Origin of the sequence: Escherichia sp. E14V7, from assembly GCF_004212225.1 — a bacterium.
Classification (GTDB): domain Bacteria; phylum Pseudomonadota; class Gammaproteobacteria; order Enterobacterales; family Enterobacteriaceae; genus Escherichia.
Genome location: NZ_RHJJ01000001.1, coordinates 159,564 through 179,696, shown reverse-complemented (window position 1 = coordinate 179,696; position 20,133 = coordinate 159,564). Strand labels below are relative to the sequence as shown.

Genomic DNA, 20,133 nt, shown 5'->3' with positions numbered 1-20,133 from the left:
TGCGACGCATCCGGCACGTCGCGTTAATCAATAAACAATGCAGGGGAAATGTCGAATCGCGCTGCCAGTTTTTTAGCGTGTTCCAGCGTTAATTTTCTCTTCCCGTTCAAAACACGTGACACCATCGATTTACTGCCAATTTCCGGCAGATCAGAAAGGGTTAAACCGTATTGATCCATCAGTGTACGAATCACAGCAACACCGCCAGGCATGGCTTGAGCCATCGCATTAAATTCAGCAAATTCGGGCGCTGATTCTTCCCACGCGGTTATTTTGGCACACACCAGATCCAGCAAGGGGTTTTCAGGATCGTTGAGCAGCAGATGATCGACCAGTTCCAGCGCCTGGGCGTATTGTTCTTCGTTCTGGATACCCGCCAGAAAAGGTGCCACAGCAGTTAGTTTTTCTCCTGCTTGCAAGATGTCGGCAATCGCAATCATTTTTTCCCCTTAGTACGATGAACGGCGGTAAAGAAATCGTATTCTTTATGCGTCATAACTTCACGTATGTAGCACTTTTGCGATTCAAAAAAGACCATTGCTACAACACGTAATTCATTGCCCCCGACATTGAAAACATAATGCTTATCCAGATATTTGAAGTTATCCAGAGATGGGAATACAGCTTTTAATGACTCAGGTTTTTTGAAATATCCCTTAGCAATCGTGTTCCCCAGAGCCACCAACTCCGTTTTATGTTGCGGGTATTTTTCCGCAGCATCTTTCAATGCTTTTTGAGTTATCAGGTGCATTCTTCATCACGTCCGTTGACAAATTGGCAATATGATAACATCCGTTGACAGATTGGCAACGGATGAATTTATCTGCGTGACGGAAGAATAAACGTAGAACAACGCTAAACAAGAGAATACAGAGGATGGCGACTGGGATTTTTGTTTTATGGAAGCGTGATTCCAGAACTGGGCAGACATTGCCGGATGCGACGCTTGCCGCGTCTTATCCGACCTGGGGGTAACGTGCTGAACGTAGGCCAGATAAGGCGTTTACGCCTTATCTGGCAGGTAGCTGCCAATCTTATCGACGGCGCCCCAGCTTCACCGCTTTCAGCACCACAAATTTATTATTCGTCGCAATAGTGGTGCAGTTGCCGAAAATTTTCTTCAGTTTGTGGAAGTAATCCAGGTGACGGTTGGCAACGATATACAGCTCGCCGTTGATTTTCAGGCAGCGGCGGGCGTGGTGGAACATCTCCCAGGCGACGTTATCGGTCAGCGCATGTTGTTGGTGAAACGGCGGGTTGCAGAGCACAGCACTAAAACGGAAAGGCTCCACGCCGGAGAGCGCGTTGTTGATCATAAATTCGCAGCGATCCAACGCCTCTGGCATGTTGGTTTCAACGTTCAAACGGCTGGAAGCAACCGCCATCGGTGATTCATCGACAAACACCACTTTCGCCTGCGGGTTTTTATCAAGCAGTGTCAGGCCAATAACGCCGTTACCACAGCCGAGATCGACAATCTCACCTTCGAGATTCTCCGGCAGATGCTGCATAAAGAAGCGCGCGCCAATATCAAGCCCGGTGCGGGAAAAGACATTCGCATGGTTGTGGATAGTCCAGTCAGTACCTTCCAGCTTCCAGCTAACGGTCTGCGGCGCATCGGCCAGCGGCGGTTCATTGAAAGTGCAATTAATCAGGCGCGCTTTTTTCCATGCCAGCGTGGTGGTGGTCGGGCCGAGCACTTTTTCGAACAGTTCCAGCGTGGAGGTGTGAATGTCACGGGCTTTGGCACCGGCAATAATGCGTGTTTCCGGCGTGACCACTTTGCGCAGTGCGCGCAGTTGCTGTTCCAGCAATGCCAGTGTTTTCGGTACTTTGATCAGCACTACGCCCGGCTGTTGCGGGTAGTCGGCGGTGCTGTCGAGGAACTTCACGCTCGACTCATCAATGCCGTTGAGGCGTAAATTCTCGCGCGTGGCCAGTTCGCTGATGTACGAATCGCCAATGCTGTACGGCTTATGTTCCGCCAGCGCACAACTTAACGCACCAAAGGCATCATTCAGGATTAACACCGGGCCGCGGATTTCTGTATCGTCCAACTGTTGCAGCAAATATTCATCCGCCGCTTCCCACGCCTGTAGCGGGTTAACGTCATCCGTCGCCGGAAAACGTTGTAGTGTCAGTGAACGGAAACCGTTGTCTAAGTGGCTCATCGGCCCTCCTGAATGATAAAATTTCGACGTTGCCCCTGAAAAGGGTGCGTGAGTATACCCTTTTTCTCTTTTTCGTGGGCGGTTATGAGCAATCTTACTTATCTTCAGGGTTATCCCGAGCAGCTGCTTTCCCAGGTGCGCACGCTGATTAATGAACAGCGTCTGGGCGATGTGCTGGCAAAACGCTATCCGGGAACGCACAACTACGCCACCGATAAAGCCCTCTGGCAATATACCCAGGATCTAAAAAATCAGTTTCTGCGCAATGCCCCACCGATCAATAAAGTGATGTATGACAATAAGATCCACGTGCTGAAAAATGCGCTCGGATTACATACCGCTGTTTCACGTGTGCAGGGTGGCAAGCTGAAAGCGAAGGCGGAGATCCGCGTCGCCACCGTGTTTCGCAACGCGCCAGAACCGTTTTTGCGCATGATTGTGGTGCACGAGCTGGCGCATCTGAAAGAGAAAGAACATAACAAAGCGTTCTACCAGTTGTGCTGCCATATGGAACCGCAATACCACCAGCTTGAGTTCGACACTCGCCTGTGGTTAACGCAGTTGTCGTTGGGACAGGACAAAATCTGAAAATGATCGCAGGCGCTATCTTTTCCTCCTTTAGCGCCTAAAATCGACCTCCCCTCTATCGTTAAGGATAACGACCATGCTGCGCGCATTTGCCCGCCTTCTTCGCCGCATTTGTTTTTCTCGCCGGACTCCAAAAATTGCCTGTTTTCTGTTGATTGTGGCAGGCGCGACGATTTTTATCGCCGATCGGGCAATGGTCAACGCCAGCCAACAACTCACCTGGAGTGACATCAACGCTATTCCGGCACGTAACGTGGGTTTATTGTTGGGAGCAAGGCCAGGTAATCGCTACTTTACCCGACGTATTGATACCGCCGCAGAGTTGTACCACGCAGGAAAAGTGAAATGGTTGCTGGTCAGTGGCGATAACGGACGTAAAAATTACGATGAAGCATCAGGCATGCAGCAGGCTTTGATCGCTAAGGGCGTACCGGCAAAAGTGATCTTCTGTGACTATGCCGGATTCTCAACGCTTGATTCAGTGGTACGTGCCAATAAAGTGTTTGGGGAAAGCCATATCACCATTATCTCGCAGGAATTTCATAACCAACGCGCCATCTGGCTGGCAAAACAGTACGGCATCGATGCTATCGGGTTTAACGCGCCAGACCTGAATATGAAGCACGGTTTGTATACTCAGCTGCGGGAGAAACTCGCCAGGGTTAGAGCGGTGATAGACGCAAAAATCCTCCATCGCCAGCCAAAATATCTCGGGCCGTCGGTCATGATTGGTCCGTTTAGTGAGCATGGTTGTCCGGCGCAGAAATAATGCGTATCCGCGCACGTCGAAGATGAAAAAGGCGTGCTACATTGACGGCAGAATCCCTTTATGGAGTATCCACGCGTTATGATACGTTTCGCTGTGATTGGTACGAACTGGATCACTCACCAGTTCGTGGAGGCCGCACATGAGAGCGGTAAATATAAGTTAACCGCCGTCTATTCCCGCAGCCTTGAACAGGCCCAGCACTTCGCCAATGAGTTTTCTGTCGAGCATCTGTTTACGTCGCTGGAAGCGATGGCGGAAAGCGATGCCATTGACGCGGTGTATATTGCCAGCCCGAATGCCCTGCACTTTTCCCAGACGCAGCTTTTTCTGAGCCACAAAATCCATGTGATTTGCGAGAAACCACTGGCGTCGAATTTGGCGGAAGTGGATGCGGCCATTGCCTGTGCGCGGGAAAATCAGGTGGTGCTGTTTGAAGCATTTAAAACGGCCTGCCTGCCTAACTTTCATCTGTTACGCCAGGCGCTGCCAAAAGTCGGCAAACTGCGGAAAGTCTTTTTCAACTACTGCCAGTATTCCTCGCGTTATCAACGTTATCTGGATGGTGAGAATCCCAACACCTTCAATCCGGCGTTCTCTAACGGTTCGATTATGGATATCGGCTTTTACTGCCTGGCGTCGGCGGTGGCATTATTCGGCGAACCGAAAAGCGTGCAGGCAACCGCCAGTTTGCTGGCAAGTGGCGTAGATGCCCACGGCGTGGTGGTGATGGATTACGGTGATTTCAGCGTTACGTTGCAGCACTCAAAAGTCAGTGATTCTGTCCTGGCGAGCGAGATTCAGGGCGAAGCAGGATCGCTGGTGATTGAAAAACTCTCTGAATGCCAGAAAGTCTGCTTTGTACCGCGCGGCAGCCAGATGCAGGATCTCACTCAGCCACAGCATATTAATACCATGCTCTACGAAGCAGAACTGTTTGCTGAACTGGTGGATGAGCATCTGATTAATCATCCGGGGCTGGCGGTCAGTCGCATCACTGCCAAACTGCTGACCGAGATCCGCCGCCAGACTGGGGTGATTTTTCCGGCAGATAGCGTAAAGCAATAATGGTTACCGTAAAGCAGTGTAAAAGGCATGTAACAGACCATTGACTGGATGAATGGTCTGTCATACTTTGTTACCTGCAAAGGGGAGTAACTTCATTGCCGGTCGATCGTCATTACGATGTGTGAAAAAACACATCCGGTCACCGGGCAACCCGAAAGGAATACGCAGACGTATTCCTTTTTTGTTGTAAGTGAGACCTTGCCGGAAGGCGAGGTCTATGCATAAAAAGCAGCGGCTGACGTCTTCCGACGTTGGCCGTTTTTTTATGTGTAAGGAACTTCTATGAATACTGTCGGCACGCCGTTGCTATGGGGCGGATTCGCTGTTGTTGTCGCCATTATGCTGGCTATCGACCTGTTGTTGCAGGGGCGTCGTGGCGCGCATGCCATGACCATGAAACAGGCTGCGGCCTGGTCGCTGGTGTGGGTGACCCTTTCGTTACTGTTTAACGCCGCTTTCTGGTGGTATTTAGTCCAGACGCAAGGGCGCGAAGTCGCGGACCCGCAGGCACTGGCCTTCCTCACCGGTTATCTGATTGAGAAATCGCTGGCGGTCGATAACGTCTTTGTCTGGCTGATGTTGTTCAGCTATTTCTCTGTTCCGGCGGCGTTACAACGGCGCGTGCTGGTGTATGGCGTGCTCGGGGCGATTGTTCTGCGTACCATCATGATCTTCACCGGTAGTTGGCTGATTTCGCAGTTCGACTGGATCCTGTATATCTTCGGTGCCTTCCTGCTGTTTACTGGCGTGAAGATGGCGCTCGCCCATGAAGATGAATCAGGGATTGGCGACAAGCCGTTGGTGCGCTGGCTGCGCGGTCATTTGCGTATGACCGACACCATCGACAACGAGCATTTCTTTGTGCGTAAGAATGGCTTGTTGTATGCCACGCCGCTGATGCTGGTGCTGATTCTGGTGGAGTTGAGCGACGTGATTTTCGCCGTGGATAGCATTCCAGCTATCTTCGCCGTGACTACCGATCCGTTTATTGTGCTGACCTCAAACCTGTTTGCGATCCTCGGCCTGCGTGCAATGTATTTCCTGCTGGCGGGCGTAGCGGAGCGTTTCTCGATGCTCAAATATGGTCTGGCGGTGATTCTGGTGTTTATCGGTATCAAGATGCTGATTGTCGACTTCTACCATATTCCGATCGCCGTTTCGCTGGGCGTGGTGTTTGGCATTCTGGTGATGACATTTATTATCAACGCGTGGGTGAATTATCGGCATGATAAGCAGCGGGTGGAATAATTCGCTGTATGTTAAGCCACTAAGGGTGATAACTCATTCCAGACATAGATGAGCTATTAAGTATGTAACCGACTTATAGCTCTTTACAAAAAGACCGCACGGGTGCAGGGGGCGGTAGCGATTGGCCGCCCCCTGCGCGCTCCCCGCGCCAGTGACTTTATATGGCATAGCACATTAAAGGAGCGCAACCGTTCTCATATTCCAAATAGTTTTGCCCATATGTTATCTAATCAGCCTTAGTAGCCAGTCCTTCCTTCTGTTTATGTCAAATAAATGTAACCATTAAGTTGCAAAATATGACCTCTCTTTAAAATCCAGCATTTTTCGCTTCCCGAAGCTGTAACTTTCCTTATACTCGACCTTGCAAACACTTTGTTACATCCTGAAAGATGCGTCGACAGAACGCACCAGGGATGTGCGACAACACAATGAAAGGATCGAAAAATGACTACGCAACGTTCACCGGGGCTATTCCGGCGTCTGGCTCATGGCAGCCTGGTAAAACAAATCCTGGTCGGCCTTGTTCTGGGGATTCTCCTGGCATGGATCTCAAAACCGGCGGCTGAAGCTGTCGGTCTGTTAGGCACTTTGTTCGTTGGTGCATTGAAAGCTGTAGCGCCAATTCTGGTGCTGATGCTGGTAATGGCTTCCATCGCTAACCACCAGCACGGGCAGAAAACCAATATCCGCCCTATTTTGTTCCTCTATCTGCTGGGTACTTTCTCTGCCGCGCTGGCTGCGGTTGTCTTCAGCTTCGCCTTCCCTTCTACCCTGCATTTGTCCAGTAGCGCGGGCGATATTTCGCCGCCGTCAGGCATCGTGGAAGTGATGCGTGGGCTGGTGTTGAGCATGGTTTCCAACCCCATCGACGCCCTGCTGAAAGGTAACTACATCGGGATTCTGGTGTGGGCCATTGGCCTTGGTTTCGCTCTGCGTCACGGTAACGAAACCACCAAAAACCTGGTCAACGATATGTCGAATGCCGTTACCTTTATGGTGAAACTGGTGATTCGTTTCGCACCAATCGGTATTTTTGGTCTGGTTTCTTCTACGCTGGCAACCACTGGTTTCTCCACACTGTGGGGCTACGCGCAACTGCTGGTCGTGCTGGTTGGCTGTATGTTGCTGGTGGCGCTGGTGGTCAACCCATTGCTGGTGTGGTGGAAAATTCGTCGTAACCCGTTCCCGCTGGTACTGCTGTGCCTGCGCGAAAGCGGTGTATACGCCTTTTTCACCCGTAGCTCGGCGGCGAATATTCCGGTAAACATGGCATTGTGTGAAAAGCTGAATCTGGATCGCGATACCTATTCCGTTTCTATTCCGCTCGGTGCCACCATCAATATGGCGGGCGCAGCAATCACCATTACCGTGTTGACGCTGGCTGCGGTTAATACGCTGGGTATTCCGGTGGATCTGCCCACAGCGCTGCTGTTGAGCGTAGTTGCTTCTCTGTGCGCCTGTGGTGCTTCCGGCGTGGCAGGTGGTTCTCTGCTGCTGATCCCGCTGGCCTGTAATATGTTCGGTATTCCGAACGATATCGCCATGCAGGTGGTTGCCGTCGGCTTTATCATCGGCGTATTGCAGGACTCCTGCGAAACCGCGCTGAACTCTTCAACTGACGTGCTGTTCACCGCAGCGGCGTGCCAGGCGGAAGACGATCGTCTGGCAAATAGCGCCCTGCGTAACTAATACTTAGCCCCTTTCGTCTACGGCGGAAGGGGTTTTCTCCACTTTAAACGGATCAATTCCCCTTCTCTGCATACGCCAGAAACGAATGATATTCAGGCCATTCATCAGCAGAAAACTGCCTTCAATCATTGTGCCGCCTATCGACCCGGCCCAAATGTTGTGAGTTAACCAGCAACAAGTAGAAAACCACATCACGCAGCGCATGGTCAGTCCTTTAAAGCGAAATAGCGCCCAGGTACTGACAATCGTGCCAATGACCGGCAGCAGCTCCATCGGATGATGGAACTTCGCCAGACCAACTCCTCCCGTCAGCACGATGAAGATCGCCATTATCCATAAACTACGGGTACGCAGAGTAATTAACGTACGGATAGCATTGAGGATTGAGCTGGCCCCCGCCGGGAAGACGCCCATCAGGAAAAAATGTATGCCGATAAATACGCTATAGATGGAAAGCTGAATTTTGAAGCGACGTTCATCGCGGTTGAAGAATGTTGTAATACCAATCAGAAAGGCGATGACACCCACGCCCTGGGCCAGCCAATACGCGGTCATGATAAATCCTTAGCAGGTATGGAAAAGCAAACGGCGCTTCACATTATGAAACGCCGTTTTTTATTAACAACTCATTTCGACTTTATAGCGTTACGCCGCTTTTGAAGATCGCCAGTTCGCGGAAGTCGTTACGCTCGTTACAGGTTTGCTTACCGTTGGCAAACTCAACAATGGTATCGATAAATTCTTCCAGCAACTGCGGCATCGCTTTACCGTGGATCAGCTGACCCGCGTCAAAGTCGATCCAGTGTTTTTTCTTCGCTGCCAGTTCGCTGTTGGTGGCGATTTTCACCGTCGGTACAAATCCGCCGTACGGCGTGCCGCGACCGGTACTAAACAGCACCATGTGGCAGCCCGCACCCGCCAGGGCGCTGGTCGCTACGGCATCGTTACCCGGTGCACTTAACAGGTTCAGCCCTGGTGTTTTCAAACGTTCGCCGTAGCGCAGCACGTCTACCACCTGGCTGGAGCCCGCTTTCTGCGTACAGCCGAGAGATTTATCTTCCAGCGTGGTGATACCACCCGCTTTGTTCCCCGGCGATGGGTTTTCGTAGATCGGCTGGTCATGGGCAATAAAGTACTGTTTGAAGTCGTTGACCATGGTGACCAGTTTTTCAAACGTCGCTTCATCGCGACAATGGTCCATCAGTAACTGCTCTGCACCAAACATCTCCGGTACTTCGGTCAGCACGGTAGTGCCGCCGTTAGCGATGACGTAATCAGAGAAACGCCCCAGCATTGGGTTAGCAGTAATACCGGAAAGACCGTCAGAACCGCCACACTCCAGACCAAACTTCAGTTCGCTAAGTTTGCCCGGCTCGCGCTTGTCATTGCGCATGACATTATACAACTGATGCAAATGCTCGATCCCGGCTTCAATCTCATCATCCTGCTGTTGGCAGATCATGAAATGAACGCGTTCAGGATCGATATCGCCCAGCGTTTCACGGAAAGCATCAACCTGGTTGTTTTCACAGCCCAGACCAATGACCAACACGGCGCCTGCGTTCGGATGACGCACCATGTTTTGCAGCATGGTGCGGGTATTAATGTGATCGTCGCCCAGCTGCGAGCAGCCGTAGGTGTGGCTGAAGAGGAACACGCCGTCGGTACCTTCAGCGTTGTTCGTCTCTTTCAAAAAACGGTTCTGGATCTGTCGCGCGATGCCGTTAACGCAGCCCACGGTCGGCAGGATCCACAACTCGTTACGCACCCCGACATCACCGTTAGCGCGACGATAGATCTGCACTTCACGATCTGCCGCTTGCGCAGGCAGATCCTGAAAATCAGGTTGATAGCGATACTGATCCAGATCGCTCAGATTCGTGCGCGTATTGTGGGCGTGAACGTGTTCCCCCGCCGCAATATCCGCCAATGCATAACCAATCGGCAGGCCATATTTGATGACGTTGGCCCCTTTTGCGATATCCGTTAACGCAAATTTATGTCCACGAGCAACATCCTGGCGCAGCGTTACGGTCTGGTTATCGACACTGATTTCTGTGCCTTCAGCCAAATCCGCTAAAGCGACCGCGACGTTATCCAGCGCATGGATCTTGATGTATTGCATATCAACCCCAGACCTTAGTTCAGTTCAATGGCGAAGTAGTCACGCGCATTGTTAAAGCAAATATTTTTCACCATCTCGCCCAGCAGGTTGATGTCCGCCGGTGCTTCGCCCGCTTCCACCCAGCGGCCAATCATCTGGCACAGAATGCGGCGGAAGTATTCGTGACGGGTATATGACAGGAAGCTACGGCTGTCAGTCAGCATACCGACAAAGCGGCTCAGCAGACCGAGCTGCGCCAGTTGGGTCATCTGACGTTCCATACCGTCTTTCTGATCGTTAAACCACCAGCCGGAACCAAACTGCATTTTGCCCGGCATACCTTCGCCCTGGAAGTTACCGATCATGGTGCCCAGCACTTCGTTATCGCGCGGGTTCAGGCAGTAGAGAATGGTTTTCGGCAGCAGGTTTTCTTCATTCTGTTTGCTCAGCAGCTTAGACAGTTCTTCCGCCATCGGACGGTCGTTGATGGAGTCAAAGCCGACATCCGGCCCCAGCAGTTTGAACTGACGCAGGTTGTTATTACGCAGCGCGCCAATGTGGTACTGCTGTACCCAGCCGCGACGTGCGTATTCGGCGCCCAGGAATACCAGCACCGCAGTTTTGAACTGTGCGACTTCATGCTCACTCAGGGTTTCGCCTGCCAGACGACGTGCCAGGATGCTATCCAGTTCCGCTTCGTTCGCTTCGGCAAACATCACCACATCCAGCGCGTGGTCAGACACTTTACAGCCGTGAGCGGCAAAGTGATCCAGACGTTTGGTCAGAGCAGTTTGCAGATCAGCAAAGCGACGAATATCGGTATCGGAAACTTCACCCAGCTTCGCCATGTAGTCGTTAAAGGTCGCCTGTTCAATGTTGAAGGCTTTATCCGGACGCCAGCTCGGCAGCACTTTAATAGTGAAAGAGCCGTCTTTGGCGATCTCTGCGTGATGCTCCAGAGAGTCGATCGGGTCGTCGGTGGTGCCGACCATTTTCACGTTCATCTGCTGCATGATGCCGCGCGCGGAGAATTTGTCCTGCGCCAGCAGTTCGTTACATTCGTTCCAGATTTCATCTGCAGTAGACGGAGACAGCAGTTTGCCAGTGATGCCAAACGGACGACGCAGTTCGAGGTGCGTCCAGTGGTATAACGGGTTACCGATCGTGTGCGGAACGGTCGCCGCCCAGGCATCAAACTTCTCACGGTCAGATGCATCACCAGTACACAGGCGCTCAGCAACACCATTGGTACGCATTGCACGCCATTTGTAGTGGTCGCCTTTCAGCCAGATGTCATACAGATTCTTAAAGCGATAGTCTTCTGCGATTTGCTGCGGCGGTAAATGGCAGTGGTAGTCGAAAATCGGCTGGTCTTTTGCGTAGTCGTGATACAGACGGCGGGCAAATTCAGTATCTAACAGGAAATCTTCAGTCATAAACGGAGTCATTATCGTCTTCCTCTCAACGAGTGAGCTAGCTTGCTTAGGGTGCGATGCTGACAAAGTTATCACACCAATTTCCAGAGCCCGAAGATATTTTCGTGAGTTAGATCAATAAACGTAGTTAAAAAAATTACTCCCAAAGTGGTAAATCCCTCTGCAAGCCGCGCCAGTTCTGGCTTCACTCTCATCCAGTAATGCCCCTACAAATATTCCCACATTTGTGATGGCTCTCACCTTTTAAAGTTGTATGACAAGTTATCTTTCTGCCGTCGCGAATCATAAGTCGACGGAATGCAAATTGCCGATTCATTCATTTGTTAGATGGATTGGGTTGACCGGTACGGAAGCCGAATTAGCACGAAACTTTCATGGCAGCGTTCGGGGTGTACCGGTTTTTTTTTCGGTCATCCGGTCGTAACTAACATCCTCTGCCCCAGGCAGGATGATGACCGCGCTTATTGCGGATATAACAAAACGATGAGGTTTTACATGCGTAAAATTAAAGGGTTACGTTGGTACATGATCGCATTGGTGACGCTCGGCACCGTGCTCGGTTACCTGACGCGTAACACTGTGGCGGCAGCTGCACCAACTCTGATGGAAGAGTTAAACATCTCCACCCAACAGTATTCCTACATCATCGCAGCCTATTCTGCTGCATATACGGTCATGCAACCTGTAGCGGGTTATGTTCTGGATGTTCTGGGGACAAAAATCGGTTACGCAATGTTTGCCGTGTTGTGGGCGGTATTCTGTGGCGCAACTGCACTGGCTGGTAGCTGGGGCGGTCTGGCGATTGCCCGTGGTGCGGTAGGTGCGGCAGAAGCAGCGATGATCCCTGCAGGTCTGAAAGCCAGTTCCGAATGGTTCCCGGCGAAAGAACGCTCCATCGCAGTAGGTTACTTTAACGTTGGTTCCTCAATTGGTGCGATGATTGCACCGCCGCTGGTGGTATGGGCGATCGTCATGCACAGCTGGCAGATGGCATTTATTATCTCCGGTGCGTTGAGCTTTATCTGGGCGATGGCATGGCTGATTTTCTATAAACATCCACGCGACCAGAAACATCTGACCGATGAAGAACGTGACTACATTATTAATGGTCAGGAAGCCCAGCACCAGGTTGGCGCGGCGAAGAAAATGTCCGTTGGTCAGATCCTGCGTAACCGTCAGTTCTGGGGTATCGCATTACCGCGCTTCCTGGCTGAACCGGCCTGGGGTACTTTCAACGCGTGGATCCCGCTGTTCATGTTTAAAGTATACGGCTTTAACCTGAAAGAGATCGCGATGTTTGCCTGGATGCCAATGCTGTTTGCTGACCTGGGTTGTATCCTCGGTGGTTACCTGCCGCCACTGTTCCAGCGTTGGTTTGGTGTGAACCTGATTGTTTCCCGTAAGATGGTGGTAACACTGGGTGCGGTACTGATGATTGGCCCAGGTATGATCGGTCTGTTCACCAACCCGTATGTCGCGATTATGCTGCTGTGTATCGGTGGTTTTGCTCACCAGGCACTGTCTGGCGCGCTGATTACCCTCTCTTCTGACGTGTTTGGTCGTAACGAAGTGGCAACGGCAAACGGTCTGACCGGGATGTCCGCATGGCTGGCAAGTACGCTGTTTGCGCTGGTTGTAGGTGCACTGGCTGACACCATCGGCTTCAGCCCACTGTTCGCAGTACTGGCAGTGTTCGACCTGTTAGGTGCGCTGGTTATCTGGACCGTGTTGCAGAACAAACCGGCGATTGAGGTGGCGCAGGAAACACATAACGATCCCGCACCGCAACATTAACGCTAAATGTAAGTTTTAGTTTCCCTTCAAAGCCGCCTTCTCAGGCGGCTTTTTCACCACTGCGAGTAGAGCTAAGCTCGCAAAAGTGGTATAACAAATATAGTCTGCCGTATCATGCCTGGAGCGCATATGGAAATCACTGAACCACGCCGTTTGTACCAACAGCTCGCCGCTGACCTGAAAGAGCGCATCGAGCAGGGCGTCTATCTGGTGGGTGATAAACTGCCCGCCGAACGTTTTATTTCTGATGAAAAAAACGTCAGCCGCACCGTGGTTCGTGAAGCCATCATCATGCTTGAAGTCGAGGGCTATGTAGAAGTACGCAAAGGCTCGGGAATTCATGTGGTTTCCAACCAGCCTCGCCATCAGCAGGCGGCGGACGCGAATATGGAATTTGCCAATTACGGTCCGTTTGAACTGCTCCAGGCACGTCAACTTATCGAAAGCAATATTGCCGAGTTTGCTGCAACCCAGGTAACGAAACAGGACATCATGAAACTGATGGCCATCCAGGAACAGGCGCGCGGCGAACAATGCTTCCGTGATTCCGAGTGGGATTTGCAGTTTCATATTCAGGTCGCATTAGCGACGCAGAACTCTGCACTGGCTGCCATCGTTGAGAAAATGTGGACCCAGCGTAGTCATAACCCGTACTGGAAAAAATTGCACGAGCACATTGATTCCCGTACCGTCGATAACTGGTGTGATGACCACGATCAGATCCTCAAAGCGTTGATACGCAAAGATCCTCATGCCGCCAAACTTGCAATGTGGCAGCATCTGGAAAATACCAAAATTATGTTGTTTAACGAAACCAGTGACGATTTCGAATTCAATGCCGACCGCTATTTGTTCGCCGAGAATCCTGTCGTTCATCTGGATACTGTGGCCAACAGCAGCAAATAAACTCCCATTTCTGACAGGCGCAGCAACGCGCCTGTTCGCTTTATCAGTAAGCGAAAAGTATAAAGTGTCAGCCTGTGTAAATCCTCTCGCCACCCTCCTCTGCAATCAGCAAAATCAGACTCCACGGACATGTAATTTTGATAACGAACAACGTTGACCTTTGTTACAATTAGATTCAATTTGAATTTATGCTATTAAATGTTTTCTTATCTCACGTTTTAACAGGGAATAGTTCAGGCCGTATTGGTGTCTCGACCCGCAATATATACAACAACAGCAATAACCTGACGGGTGTGCATCATTTAAAACCGGCGTGGCGTTAACCGATTCACCAGGAATAATGAATGGAACTTTTGACCCAATTGCTGCAAGCCCTGTGGGCGCAGGATTTTGAAACCCTGGCCAATCCGTCGATGATTGGCATGTTGTATTTTGTCTTGTTTGTGATTTTGTTCCTCGAAAACGGCTTGCTTCCAGCGGCCTTTTTACCAGGCGACAGCTTGCTGGTGTTGGTCGGTGTATTGATTGCCAAAGGCGCAATGGGTTACCCGCAGACTATTATGCTGCTCACTGTTGCGGCCAGCCTCGGTTGCTGGGTCAGCTACATACAGGGGCGATGGCTGGGAAACACCCGCACCGTACAAAACTGGCTATCCCATTTACCTGCGCACTACCACCAACGCGCACACCATCTTTTTCATAAACACGGTTTATCTGCGCTGTTAATTGGTCGCTTTATCGCATTTGTCAGAACATTACTGCCGACCATTGCCGGACTGTCAGGGCTGAATAACGCCCGCTTCCAGTTCTTCAACTGGATGAGTGGCCTGCTGTGGGTGTTGATTCTGACAACCTTAGGTTACATGCTCGGCAAGACGCCGGTATTTTTGAAGTATGAGGACCAGCTGATGTCATGCCTGATGCTGCTCCCGGTGGTGCTGCTGGTGTTCGGCCTGGCAGGTTCTCTGGTTGTGTTATGGAAAAAGAAATATGGAAATCGGGGGTAAAGGATGCAAATACCTCGCATGTCGCTTCGCCAGCTAGCCTGGTTCGGCGCTGCTATATTGCTGGCTGGCACGCTGCTGCTGGCCTGGTCTGCGGTTCGTCAACAAGAATCCACGCTGGCGATCCGCGCCATTCATCAAGGGACGACGATGCCGGACGGTTTTTCCATCTGGCATCACCTTGATGCTCATGGAATTCCTTTCAAAAGCATCACCCCTAAGAATGACACTCTGTTGATTACGTTTGATTCCAGCGATCAAAGCGCCGCCGCCAAAGCGGTCCTCGACAGAACATTGCCTCATGGCTACATCATTGCGCAGCAGGACGATAATAATCAGGCCATGCAATGGCTGACCCGGCTGCGGGACAATTCTCATCGCTTCGGATAACTTCCTGTTATCCGAAACATATCACTCACTTTGGTGATTTCACCGTTACTGTCTATGATTAATAAGGCGGTGGTTAATACCACCGCCTCGTTGTCTGGACAATCGTTCCTCTGTAATGGGTCCGAGTCACAATGGAAGGTTCAAGAATGAAATACCGCATCGCTTTAGCTGTTTCTCTTTTTGCTCTTAGTGTCAGTAGTTATGCCACTACCCTTTGTCAGGAAAAGGAGCAAAATATCCTTAAGGAGATCAGCTATGCCGAAAAACATCAAAACCAGAATCGTATCAACGGCCTGAACAAAGCCCTTAGTGAAGTGCGGGCGAATTGTTCAGATAACCAGTTGCGTGCCGATCATCAAAAGAAAATCGCGAAGCAGAAAGATGAAGTGGCAGAACGCAAGCATGATTTAGCCGAGGCGAAACAAAAAGGCGATGCCGATAAGATTGCTAAACGCGAACGGAAACTGGCAGAAGCGCAGGAAGAGCTGAAAAAGCTGAAAGCGCGCGACTACTAATCCCCAATAGTTAATACTTACTCACCTGGAGAAAACTATGTCGAAAGAACACACTACGGAACACCTGCGTGCTGAGTTAAAATCCCTGTCCGATACGCTGGAAGAGGTGCTTAGCTCCTCTGGCGAAAAGTCAAAAGAAGAGCTGAGTAAGATTCGTAGCAAAGCGGAACAGGCACTGAAGCAGAGTCGCTATCGTCTGGGTGAAACCGGTGATGCGATTGCTAAACAAACCCGCGAAGCGGCGGCGCGTGCCGATGAATATGTGCGTGAGAATCCGTGGGCGGGAGTTGGTATTGGCGCAGCCATCGGCGTGGTGCTGGGCGTTCTGCTGTCGCGTCGTTAATTATGGCGGACACTCATCACGCGCAAGGGCCCGGTAAAAGCGTTCTGGGAATCGGGCAGCGAATTGTCACCATCATGGTCGAAATGGTGGAGACGCGTCTGCGGCTGGCGGTGGTTGAACTGGAAGAAGAAAAAGCCAATATCTTTCAGCTTTTACTGATGCTCGGCCTGACGATGCTTTTCGCTGCATTTGGTCTTATGAGCCTGATGGTGCTGATTATCTGGGCAGTTGATCCGCAATATCGCCTGAATGCAATGATTGCCACCACTGTGGTGTTGCTGCTTCTGGCACTCATCGGCGGTATCTGGACGTTACGCAAGTCGCGCAAATCCACCTTGCTGCGCCATACGCGTCACGAACTGGCAAACGATCGACAACTTCTCGAGGAGGAGTCCCGTGAGCAGTAAAGTCGAACGTGAACAACGTAAGGCACAACTGCTTCGTCAGATCCAGCAGCAACGGTTGGATCTTTCCGCCAGTCGGCGTGACTGGCTGGAGGCAACGGGTGCCTATGATCGCCGCTGGAATATGCTGTTGAGCCTGCGTTCCTGGGCGCTGGTCGGCAGCAGCGTGATGGCTATCTGGACGATTCGCCATCCGAATATGCTGGTCCGCTGGGCCAGGCGCGGTTTTGGCGTCTGGAGTGCGTGGCGTCTGGTTAAAACCACCCTCAATCAGCAACAGCTTCGCGGTTAACTTCCTCTCTGGCCGGAACTATTCCGGCCTTATCCCTCAAATTTTTTGAAAATTTTTGACAGTTTTCCTTGCTAACAATCACCATTCACTACGTTTATGCTTCTCTCCATCGACAGCAATGACGCTAATACCGCGCCCTTGCACAAAAAAACAATCAGCAGCCTGAGTGGCGCAGTGGAGAGTATGATGAAAAAATTAGAAGATGTTGGTGTACTGGTAGCGCGTATTTTAATGCCGATTCTGTTCGTTACCGCAGGCTGGGGAAAAATTACTGGCTACGCTGGTACTCAACAATATATGGAAGCAATGGGCGTCCCGGGCTTTATGCTGCCGCTGGTGATCCTGCTTGAGTTCGGTGGTGGTCTGGCAATCCTGTTCGGTTTCCTGACTCGCACCACCGCGCTGTTTACCGCTGGCTTTACACTGTTGACGGCGTTTTTATTTCACAGCAACTTTGCCGAAGGCGTCAACTCACTGATGTTCATGAAAAACCTGACTATTTCTGGCGGATTCCTGCTGCTGGCGATTACCGGACCGGGCGCGTATAGCATCGACCGTCTGCTGAATAAAAAGTGGTAAGCACGCGCTATACTTAGCGATAAAAAACGAGGGGGAAACTCCTCGTTGCAGATTGTTGACAAAGTGCGCGTTGTTCATGCCGCATGCGGCGTGAACGCCTTATCCGGCCTACAAAAACATGCAAATTCAATATATTGCAAGAACCTCGTAGGCCTGATAAGCATAGCGCATCAGGCAGTTTTGCGTTTGCCATCAGTCTCAAACGGGGAGAAGCGCTCCTCGTTTTTGCTATTGGAGGAGAGAAAAATGGGTCAACTGATTGACGGTGTCTGGCACGACACCTGGTACGACACCAAATCCACTGGCGGTAAATTTCAACGTTCAGCTTCCGCATTTCGTAACTGGCTCACTGCCGATGGCGCACCAGGCCCCACTGGCAAAGGTGGATTTGCCGCAGAAAAAGATCGTTATCATCTCTATGTTTCACTCGCCTGCCCGTGGGCGCACCGCACGCTGATCATGCGTAAACTCAAAGGACTGGAACCGTTTATTTCCGTTTCCGTGGTGAATCCGCTGATGCTGGAAAACGGCTGGACCTTTGATGACAGTTTCCCGGGTGCAACCGGCGACACGCTCTATCAACATGAATTCCTGTACCAGCTTTATCTCCACGCTGATCCACACTACAGCGGACGAGTTACAGTCCCCGTGCTGTGGGACAAAAAGAACCACACCATTGTCAGTAACGAATCAGCAGAAATCATCCGCATGTTCAATACCGCGTTTGACGCACTGGGCGCAAAAGCGGGTGATTATTACCCCCCTGCTCTGCAAACTAAAATTGACGAACTTAACGGCTGGATATACGACACCGTAAATAATGGCGTCTATAAAGCTGGTTTTGCCACCAGCCAGGAAGCGTACGACGAAGCGGTGGTGAAAGTGTTTGAATCGCTGGCGCGACTGGAACAGATATTAGGGCAGCATCGCTTCCTGACGGGTAACCAGTTAACCGAAGCCGATATTCGCCTGTGGACCACGCTGGTTCGTTTTGATCCGGTGTATGTCACCCACTTCAAGTGCGATAAGCACCGTATCAGCGATTACCTGAATTTGTATGGCTTCCTGCGCGATATCTATCAGATGCCGGGAATAGCCGAAACCGTCAATTTCGACCATATCCGTAATCACTACTTCCGCAGCCATAAGACCATCAACCCAACGGGAATTATTTCGATTGGCCCGTGGCAGGATCTCGATGAACCGCACGGGCGGGATGTTCGCTTCGGTTAAACAAAGGCACCCTTCGTGGTGCCTCTGGTTGTTGGCTAAGTGCGTGTTGTTATGTCGGATGCGGTGTGAACGCCTTATCTGACCTACAAAACATTGTACATTCAATATATTGCAGAACCCGCCCAGGCCAGATAAGCGTAGCGTATCTGGCGATTTTGCGCTTGCCCTTATCCTTCACAGCGCCTTATTAATTCATAACGGTAATATTTACTGCAAATTCATTCATGTCTATTCTTAATTTGCTGCTTTAAAAACAAGTGATTGAGCAAAATTGAGGCAAAAATGGACTGGTATCTGAAAGTACTAAAAAATTATGTCGGTTTCCGGGGGCGTGCACGGCGCAAAGAGTACTGGATGTTTATTCTGGTCAACATCATCTTTACGCTCGTGCTGGGACTGCTGGATAAAATGCTGGGCTGGCAACGTGCCGGTGGCGAAGGCATCCTGACGACTATCTACGGCATTCTGGTGTTTTTGCCGTGGTGGGCAGTACAGTTCCGTCGCCTGCATGACACCGACCGTTCAGCATGGTGGGTGCTACTGTTCTTAATTCCGTTTATCGGTTGGCTGATTATCATCATCTTTAACTGCCAGCCGGGGACACCAGGCGAAAACCGCTTTGGACCTGATCCAAAACTGGAACAGGAATAATAATTAAGCACCTTGTGAAAGGTGCTTTATAGATTATTTTCCAGCGAACAACTTTGGAATTTCCCGCAGACACCAGGATTTTGCTTCCCCCATACTGTCGCGACGCCAGGCCATAATAATATCGATTTCACTGGTCGATTCCGGACTAACTACACGCAAACGCCCTTCAGCAATATCTTTTTCTACCATCGGGTACGGCATCGTTGCGACGCCAAGCCCTGCCAGCAATGCCTGACGTTTATCTTCAATGGTGCTGACCGTCAGGCGCGGTTGTTTATCCAGTAACTGTACGGTCAATACCGGGCGTTCACGAGCAGTATCTGCCACTGCAATTCCGCGATATTTCACGCGCGTCACTTCAGATAACGGTTCCGGCTCCTGATGAATCGGGTGCTCAGGCGCTGCCACGTAGACGTTCATCAAGGTGTAAAGCTTACGAGAGTTGATCTCCGACGAGGAACGAAAATGCATATCCGGCGCGATAACAATATCTGCTCGCCCCTGTTCCAGCCGCTCCCACGCCCCCGCCAGCACTTCGGTAATGATTGCCAGTTGGGTATTGGCTTTTGCCGCCAGTTTGTCAATTAACGGGAAAAAGGCAGGTGTCGGTACCAGCGCTTCAGTCACGATGGTGAGATGCGTTTCCCAACCACGCGCGAGGGCTTCGGCGTCGGTGGTCAATTTATCTGCCGCCTCCAGCAGAACGCGTCCCCGCTCCAGCAACATCCGCCCGACATTGGTGAATTTGGTGCGATGGCCCGAGCGGTCAAACAGCACCACATCGAGCTCTTCTTCCAGTTTTTGCATGGTGTAGCTAAGCGCGGAAGGCACGCGTCCCAGCTCATCGGCCGCCGCCGCAAAACTACCACGGCGATCGATCGCATCCATAACCCTTAGTGCTTCCAGCGTTAATGCCCTTTCTTTGGCCATTTCGTTCTCATTCAGGAAATTT

At 51.1% G+C, this 20,133-nt stretch carries 23 protein-coding genes; 16 read left to right on the top strand and 7 right to left on the bottom strand.

Features of this window, described 5'->3' with window-relative positions:
• Positions 1-23 precede the first annotated feature (23 nt).
• From higA to rlmG, 3 genes are all read right to left on the bottom strand, one after another.
• Entirely contained in the window at positions 24-440 is a 417-nt protein-coding gene (gene higA / locus D9741_RS00920) for a type II toxin-antitoxin system antitoxin HigA (protein WP_130218257.1), read from the bottom strand.
• Complete coding sequence (higB, locus tag D9741_RS00915; protein ID WP_000550189.1) at positions 437-751, bottom strand: type II toxin-antitoxin system toxin HigB; 315 nt, start codon at positions 749-751, stop codon at positions 437-439. Before higB ends, higA begins: the two co-directional genes overlap by 4 nt.
• A 283-nt stretch (positions 752-1,034) precedes the next feature.
• Positions 1,035-2,171, bottom strand: a complete 1,137-nt coding sequence (gene rlmG, locus D9741_RS00910; protein WP_130218259.1) for a 23S rRNA (guanine(1835)-N(2))-methyltransferase RlmG — start codon at positions 2,169-2,171, stop codon at positions 1,035-1,037.
• 84 nt (positions 2,172-2,255) lie between these two features.
• Here rlmG and D9741_RS00905 point away from each other — a divergent pair, with 84 nt between their 5' ends.
• From D9741_RS00905 to sstT, 5 genes are all read left to right on the top strand, one after another.
• Positions 2,256-2,759, top strand: a complete 504-nt coding sequence (locus tag D9741_RS00905) for a M48 family metallopeptidase (RefSeq protein ID WP_130218261.1) — start codon at positions 2,256-2,258, stop codon at positions 2,757-2,759.
• A gap of 76 nt (positions 2,760-2,835) precedes the next feature.
• A complete protein-coding gene (locus D9741_RS00900; RefSeq protein WP_130218263.1) occupies positions 2,836-3,528 on the top strand; it encodes a vancomycin high temperature exclusion protein in 693 nt (230 codons plus the stop codon).
• Between the two features lie 78 nt (positions 3,529-3,606).
• Entirely contained in the window at positions 3,607-4,593 is a 987-nt protein-coding gene (locus D9741_RS00895; protein ID WP_130218265.1) for a Gfo/Idh/MocA family oxidoreductase, read from the top strand.
• A 282-nt stretch (positions 4,594-4,875) separates the two neighbouring features.
• A complete protein-coding gene (gene alx, locus D9741_RS00890; RefSeq protein ID WP_130218267.1) occupies positions 4,876-5,841 on the top strand; it encodes a TerC family membrane protein Alx in 966 nt (321 codons plus the stop codon).
• 444 nt (positions 5,842-6,285) lie between these two features.
• Positions 6,286-7,530 carry a serine/threonine transporter SstT gene (sstT, locus tag D9741_RS00885; protein ID WP_130218269.1) on the top strand — a complete coding sequence of 415 codons (1,245 nt, stop codon included), beginning with the start codon at positions 6,286-6,288 and terminating at the stop codon, positions 7,528-7,530.
• A 3-nt stretch (positions 7,531-7,533) separates the two neighbouring features.
• Here the strand turns inward: sstT and D9741_RS00880 are convergent, their stop codons facing one another.
• From D9741_RS00880 to uxaC, 3 genes are all read right to left on the bottom strand, one after another.
• Positions 7,534-8,085: a YgjV family protein gene (locus D9741_RS00880; RefSeq protein ID WP_130210398.1), complete on the bottom strand. Its 552-nt coding sequence runs from the start codon at positions 8,083-8,085 to the stop codon at positions 7,534-7,536.
• A gap of 82 nt (positions 8,086-8,167) precedes the next feature.
• The gene (gene uxaA / locus D9741_RS00875; RefSeq protein ID WP_130218271.1) at positions 8,168-9,655 is read right to left on the bottom strand and encodes an altronate dehydratase; all 1,488 of its coding nucleotides are present in this window, start codon (positions 9,653-9,655) and stop codon (positions 8,168-8,170) included.
• Between the two features lie 14 nt (positions 9,656-9,669).
• The gene (gene uxaC, locus D9741_RS00870; RefSeq protein WP_053292087.1) at positions 9,670-11,082 is read right to left on the bottom strand and encodes a glucuronate isomerase; all 1,413 of its coding nucleotides are present in this window, start codon (positions 11,080-11,082) and stop codon (positions 9,670-9,672) included.
• 483 nt (positions 11,083-11,565) lie between these two features.
• Here uxaC and exuT point away from each other — a divergent pair, with 483 nt between their 5' ends.
• The 11 genes from exuT (at position 11,566) to D9741_RS00815 (ending at position 19,181) form a co-directional block, all read left to right on the top strand.
• Positions 11,566-12,864 carry a hexuronate transporter ExuT gene (gene exuT, locus D9741_RS00865; RefSeq protein WP_130218273.1) on the top strand — a complete coding sequence of 433 codons (1,299 nt, stop codon included), beginning with the start codon at positions 11,566-11,568 and terminating at the stop codon, positions 12,862-12,864.
• Between the two features lie 129 nt (positions 12,865-12,993).
• Positions 12,994-13,770, top strand: a complete 777-nt coding sequence (exuR, locus tag D9741_RS00860) for a transcriptional regulator ExuR (RefSeq protein WP_064529587.1) — start codon at positions 12,994-12,996, stop codon at positions 13,768-13,770.
• A 344-nt stretch (positions 13,771-14,114) separates the two neighbouring features.
• The gene (gene yqjA / locus D9741_RS00855) at positions 14,115-14,777 is read left to right on the top strand and encodes a DedA family general envelope maintenance protein YqjA (RefSeq protein WP_064529586.1); all 663 of its coding nucleotides are present in this window, start codon (positions 14,115-14,117) and stop codon (positions 14,775-14,777) included.
• Positions 14,778-14,780: 3 nt separating this feature from the next.
• Positions 14,781-15,164 (top strand): EnvZ/OmpR regulon moderator MzrA, encoded by a 384-nt coding sequence (gene mzrA / locus D9741_RS00850; RefSeq protein WP_130210390.1) that lies wholly within the window; start codon positions 14,781-14,783, stop codon positions 15,162-15,164.
• Positions 15,165-15,310: 146 nt separating this feature from the next.
• Complete coding sequence (yqjC, locus tag D9741_RS00845; RefSeq protein ID WP_130218275.1) at positions 15,311-15,679, top strand: DUF1090 family protein YqjC; 369 nt, start codon at positions 15,311-15,313, stop codon at positions 15,677-15,679.
• Positions 15,680-15,716: 37 nt separating this feature from the next.
• The gene (locus D9741_RS00840; protein ID WP_130210386.1) at positions 15,717-16,022 is read left to right on the top strand and encodes a YqjD family protein; all 306 of its coding nucleotides are present in this window, start codon (positions 15,717-15,719) and stop codon (positions 16,020-16,022) included.
• Positions 16,023-16,024: 2 nt separating this feature from the next.
• Positions 16,025-16,429 (top strand): phage holin family protein, encoded by a 405-nt coding sequence (locus D9741_RS00835; protein ID WP_130218277.1) that lies wholly within the window; start codon positions 16,025-16,027, stop codon positions 16,427-16,429.
• The gene (locus tag D9741_RS00830; RefSeq protein ID WP_130218279.1) at positions 16,419-16,718 is read left to right on the top strand and encodes a YqjK-like family protein; all 300 of its coding nucleotides are present in this window, start codon (positions 16,419-16,421) and stop codon (positions 16,716-16,718) included. The genes D9741_RS00835 and D9741_RS00830 overlap by 11 nt, the downstream gene beginning before the upstream one ends.
• Before the next feature lie 186 nt (positions 16,719-16,904).
• Positions 16,905-17,297: a DoxX family protein gene (locus D9741_RS00825; protein ID WP_135488730.1), complete on the top strand. Its 393-nt coding sequence runs from the start codon at positions 16,905-16,907 to the stop codon at positions 17,295-17,297.
• Between the two features lie 246 nt (positions 17,298-17,543).
• Entirely contained in the window at positions 17,544-18,530 is a 987-nt protein-coding gene (gene yqjG / locus D9741_RS00820; RefSeq protein ID WP_130210378.1) for a glutathionyl-hydroquinone reductase YqjG, read from the top strand.
• A gap of 282 nt (positions 18,531-18,812) precedes the next feature.
• Positions 18,813-19,181 (top strand): DUF805 domain-containing protein, encoded by a 369-nt coding sequence (locus D9741_RS00815; protein WP_130218283.1) that lies wholly within the window; start codon positions 18,813-18,815, stop codon positions 19,179-19,181.
• A 33-nt stretch (positions 19,182-19,214) separates the two neighbouring features.
• Here the strand turns inward: D9741_RS00815 and yhaJ are convergent, their stop codons facing one another.
• Complete coding sequence (gene yhaJ, locus D9741_RS00810; protein WP_130218285.1) at positions 19,215-20,111, bottom strand: DNA-binding transcriptional regulator YhaJ; 897 nt, start codon at positions 20,109-20,111, stop codon at positions 19,215-19,217.
• Positions 20,112-20,133 lie beyond the last annotated feature (22 nt).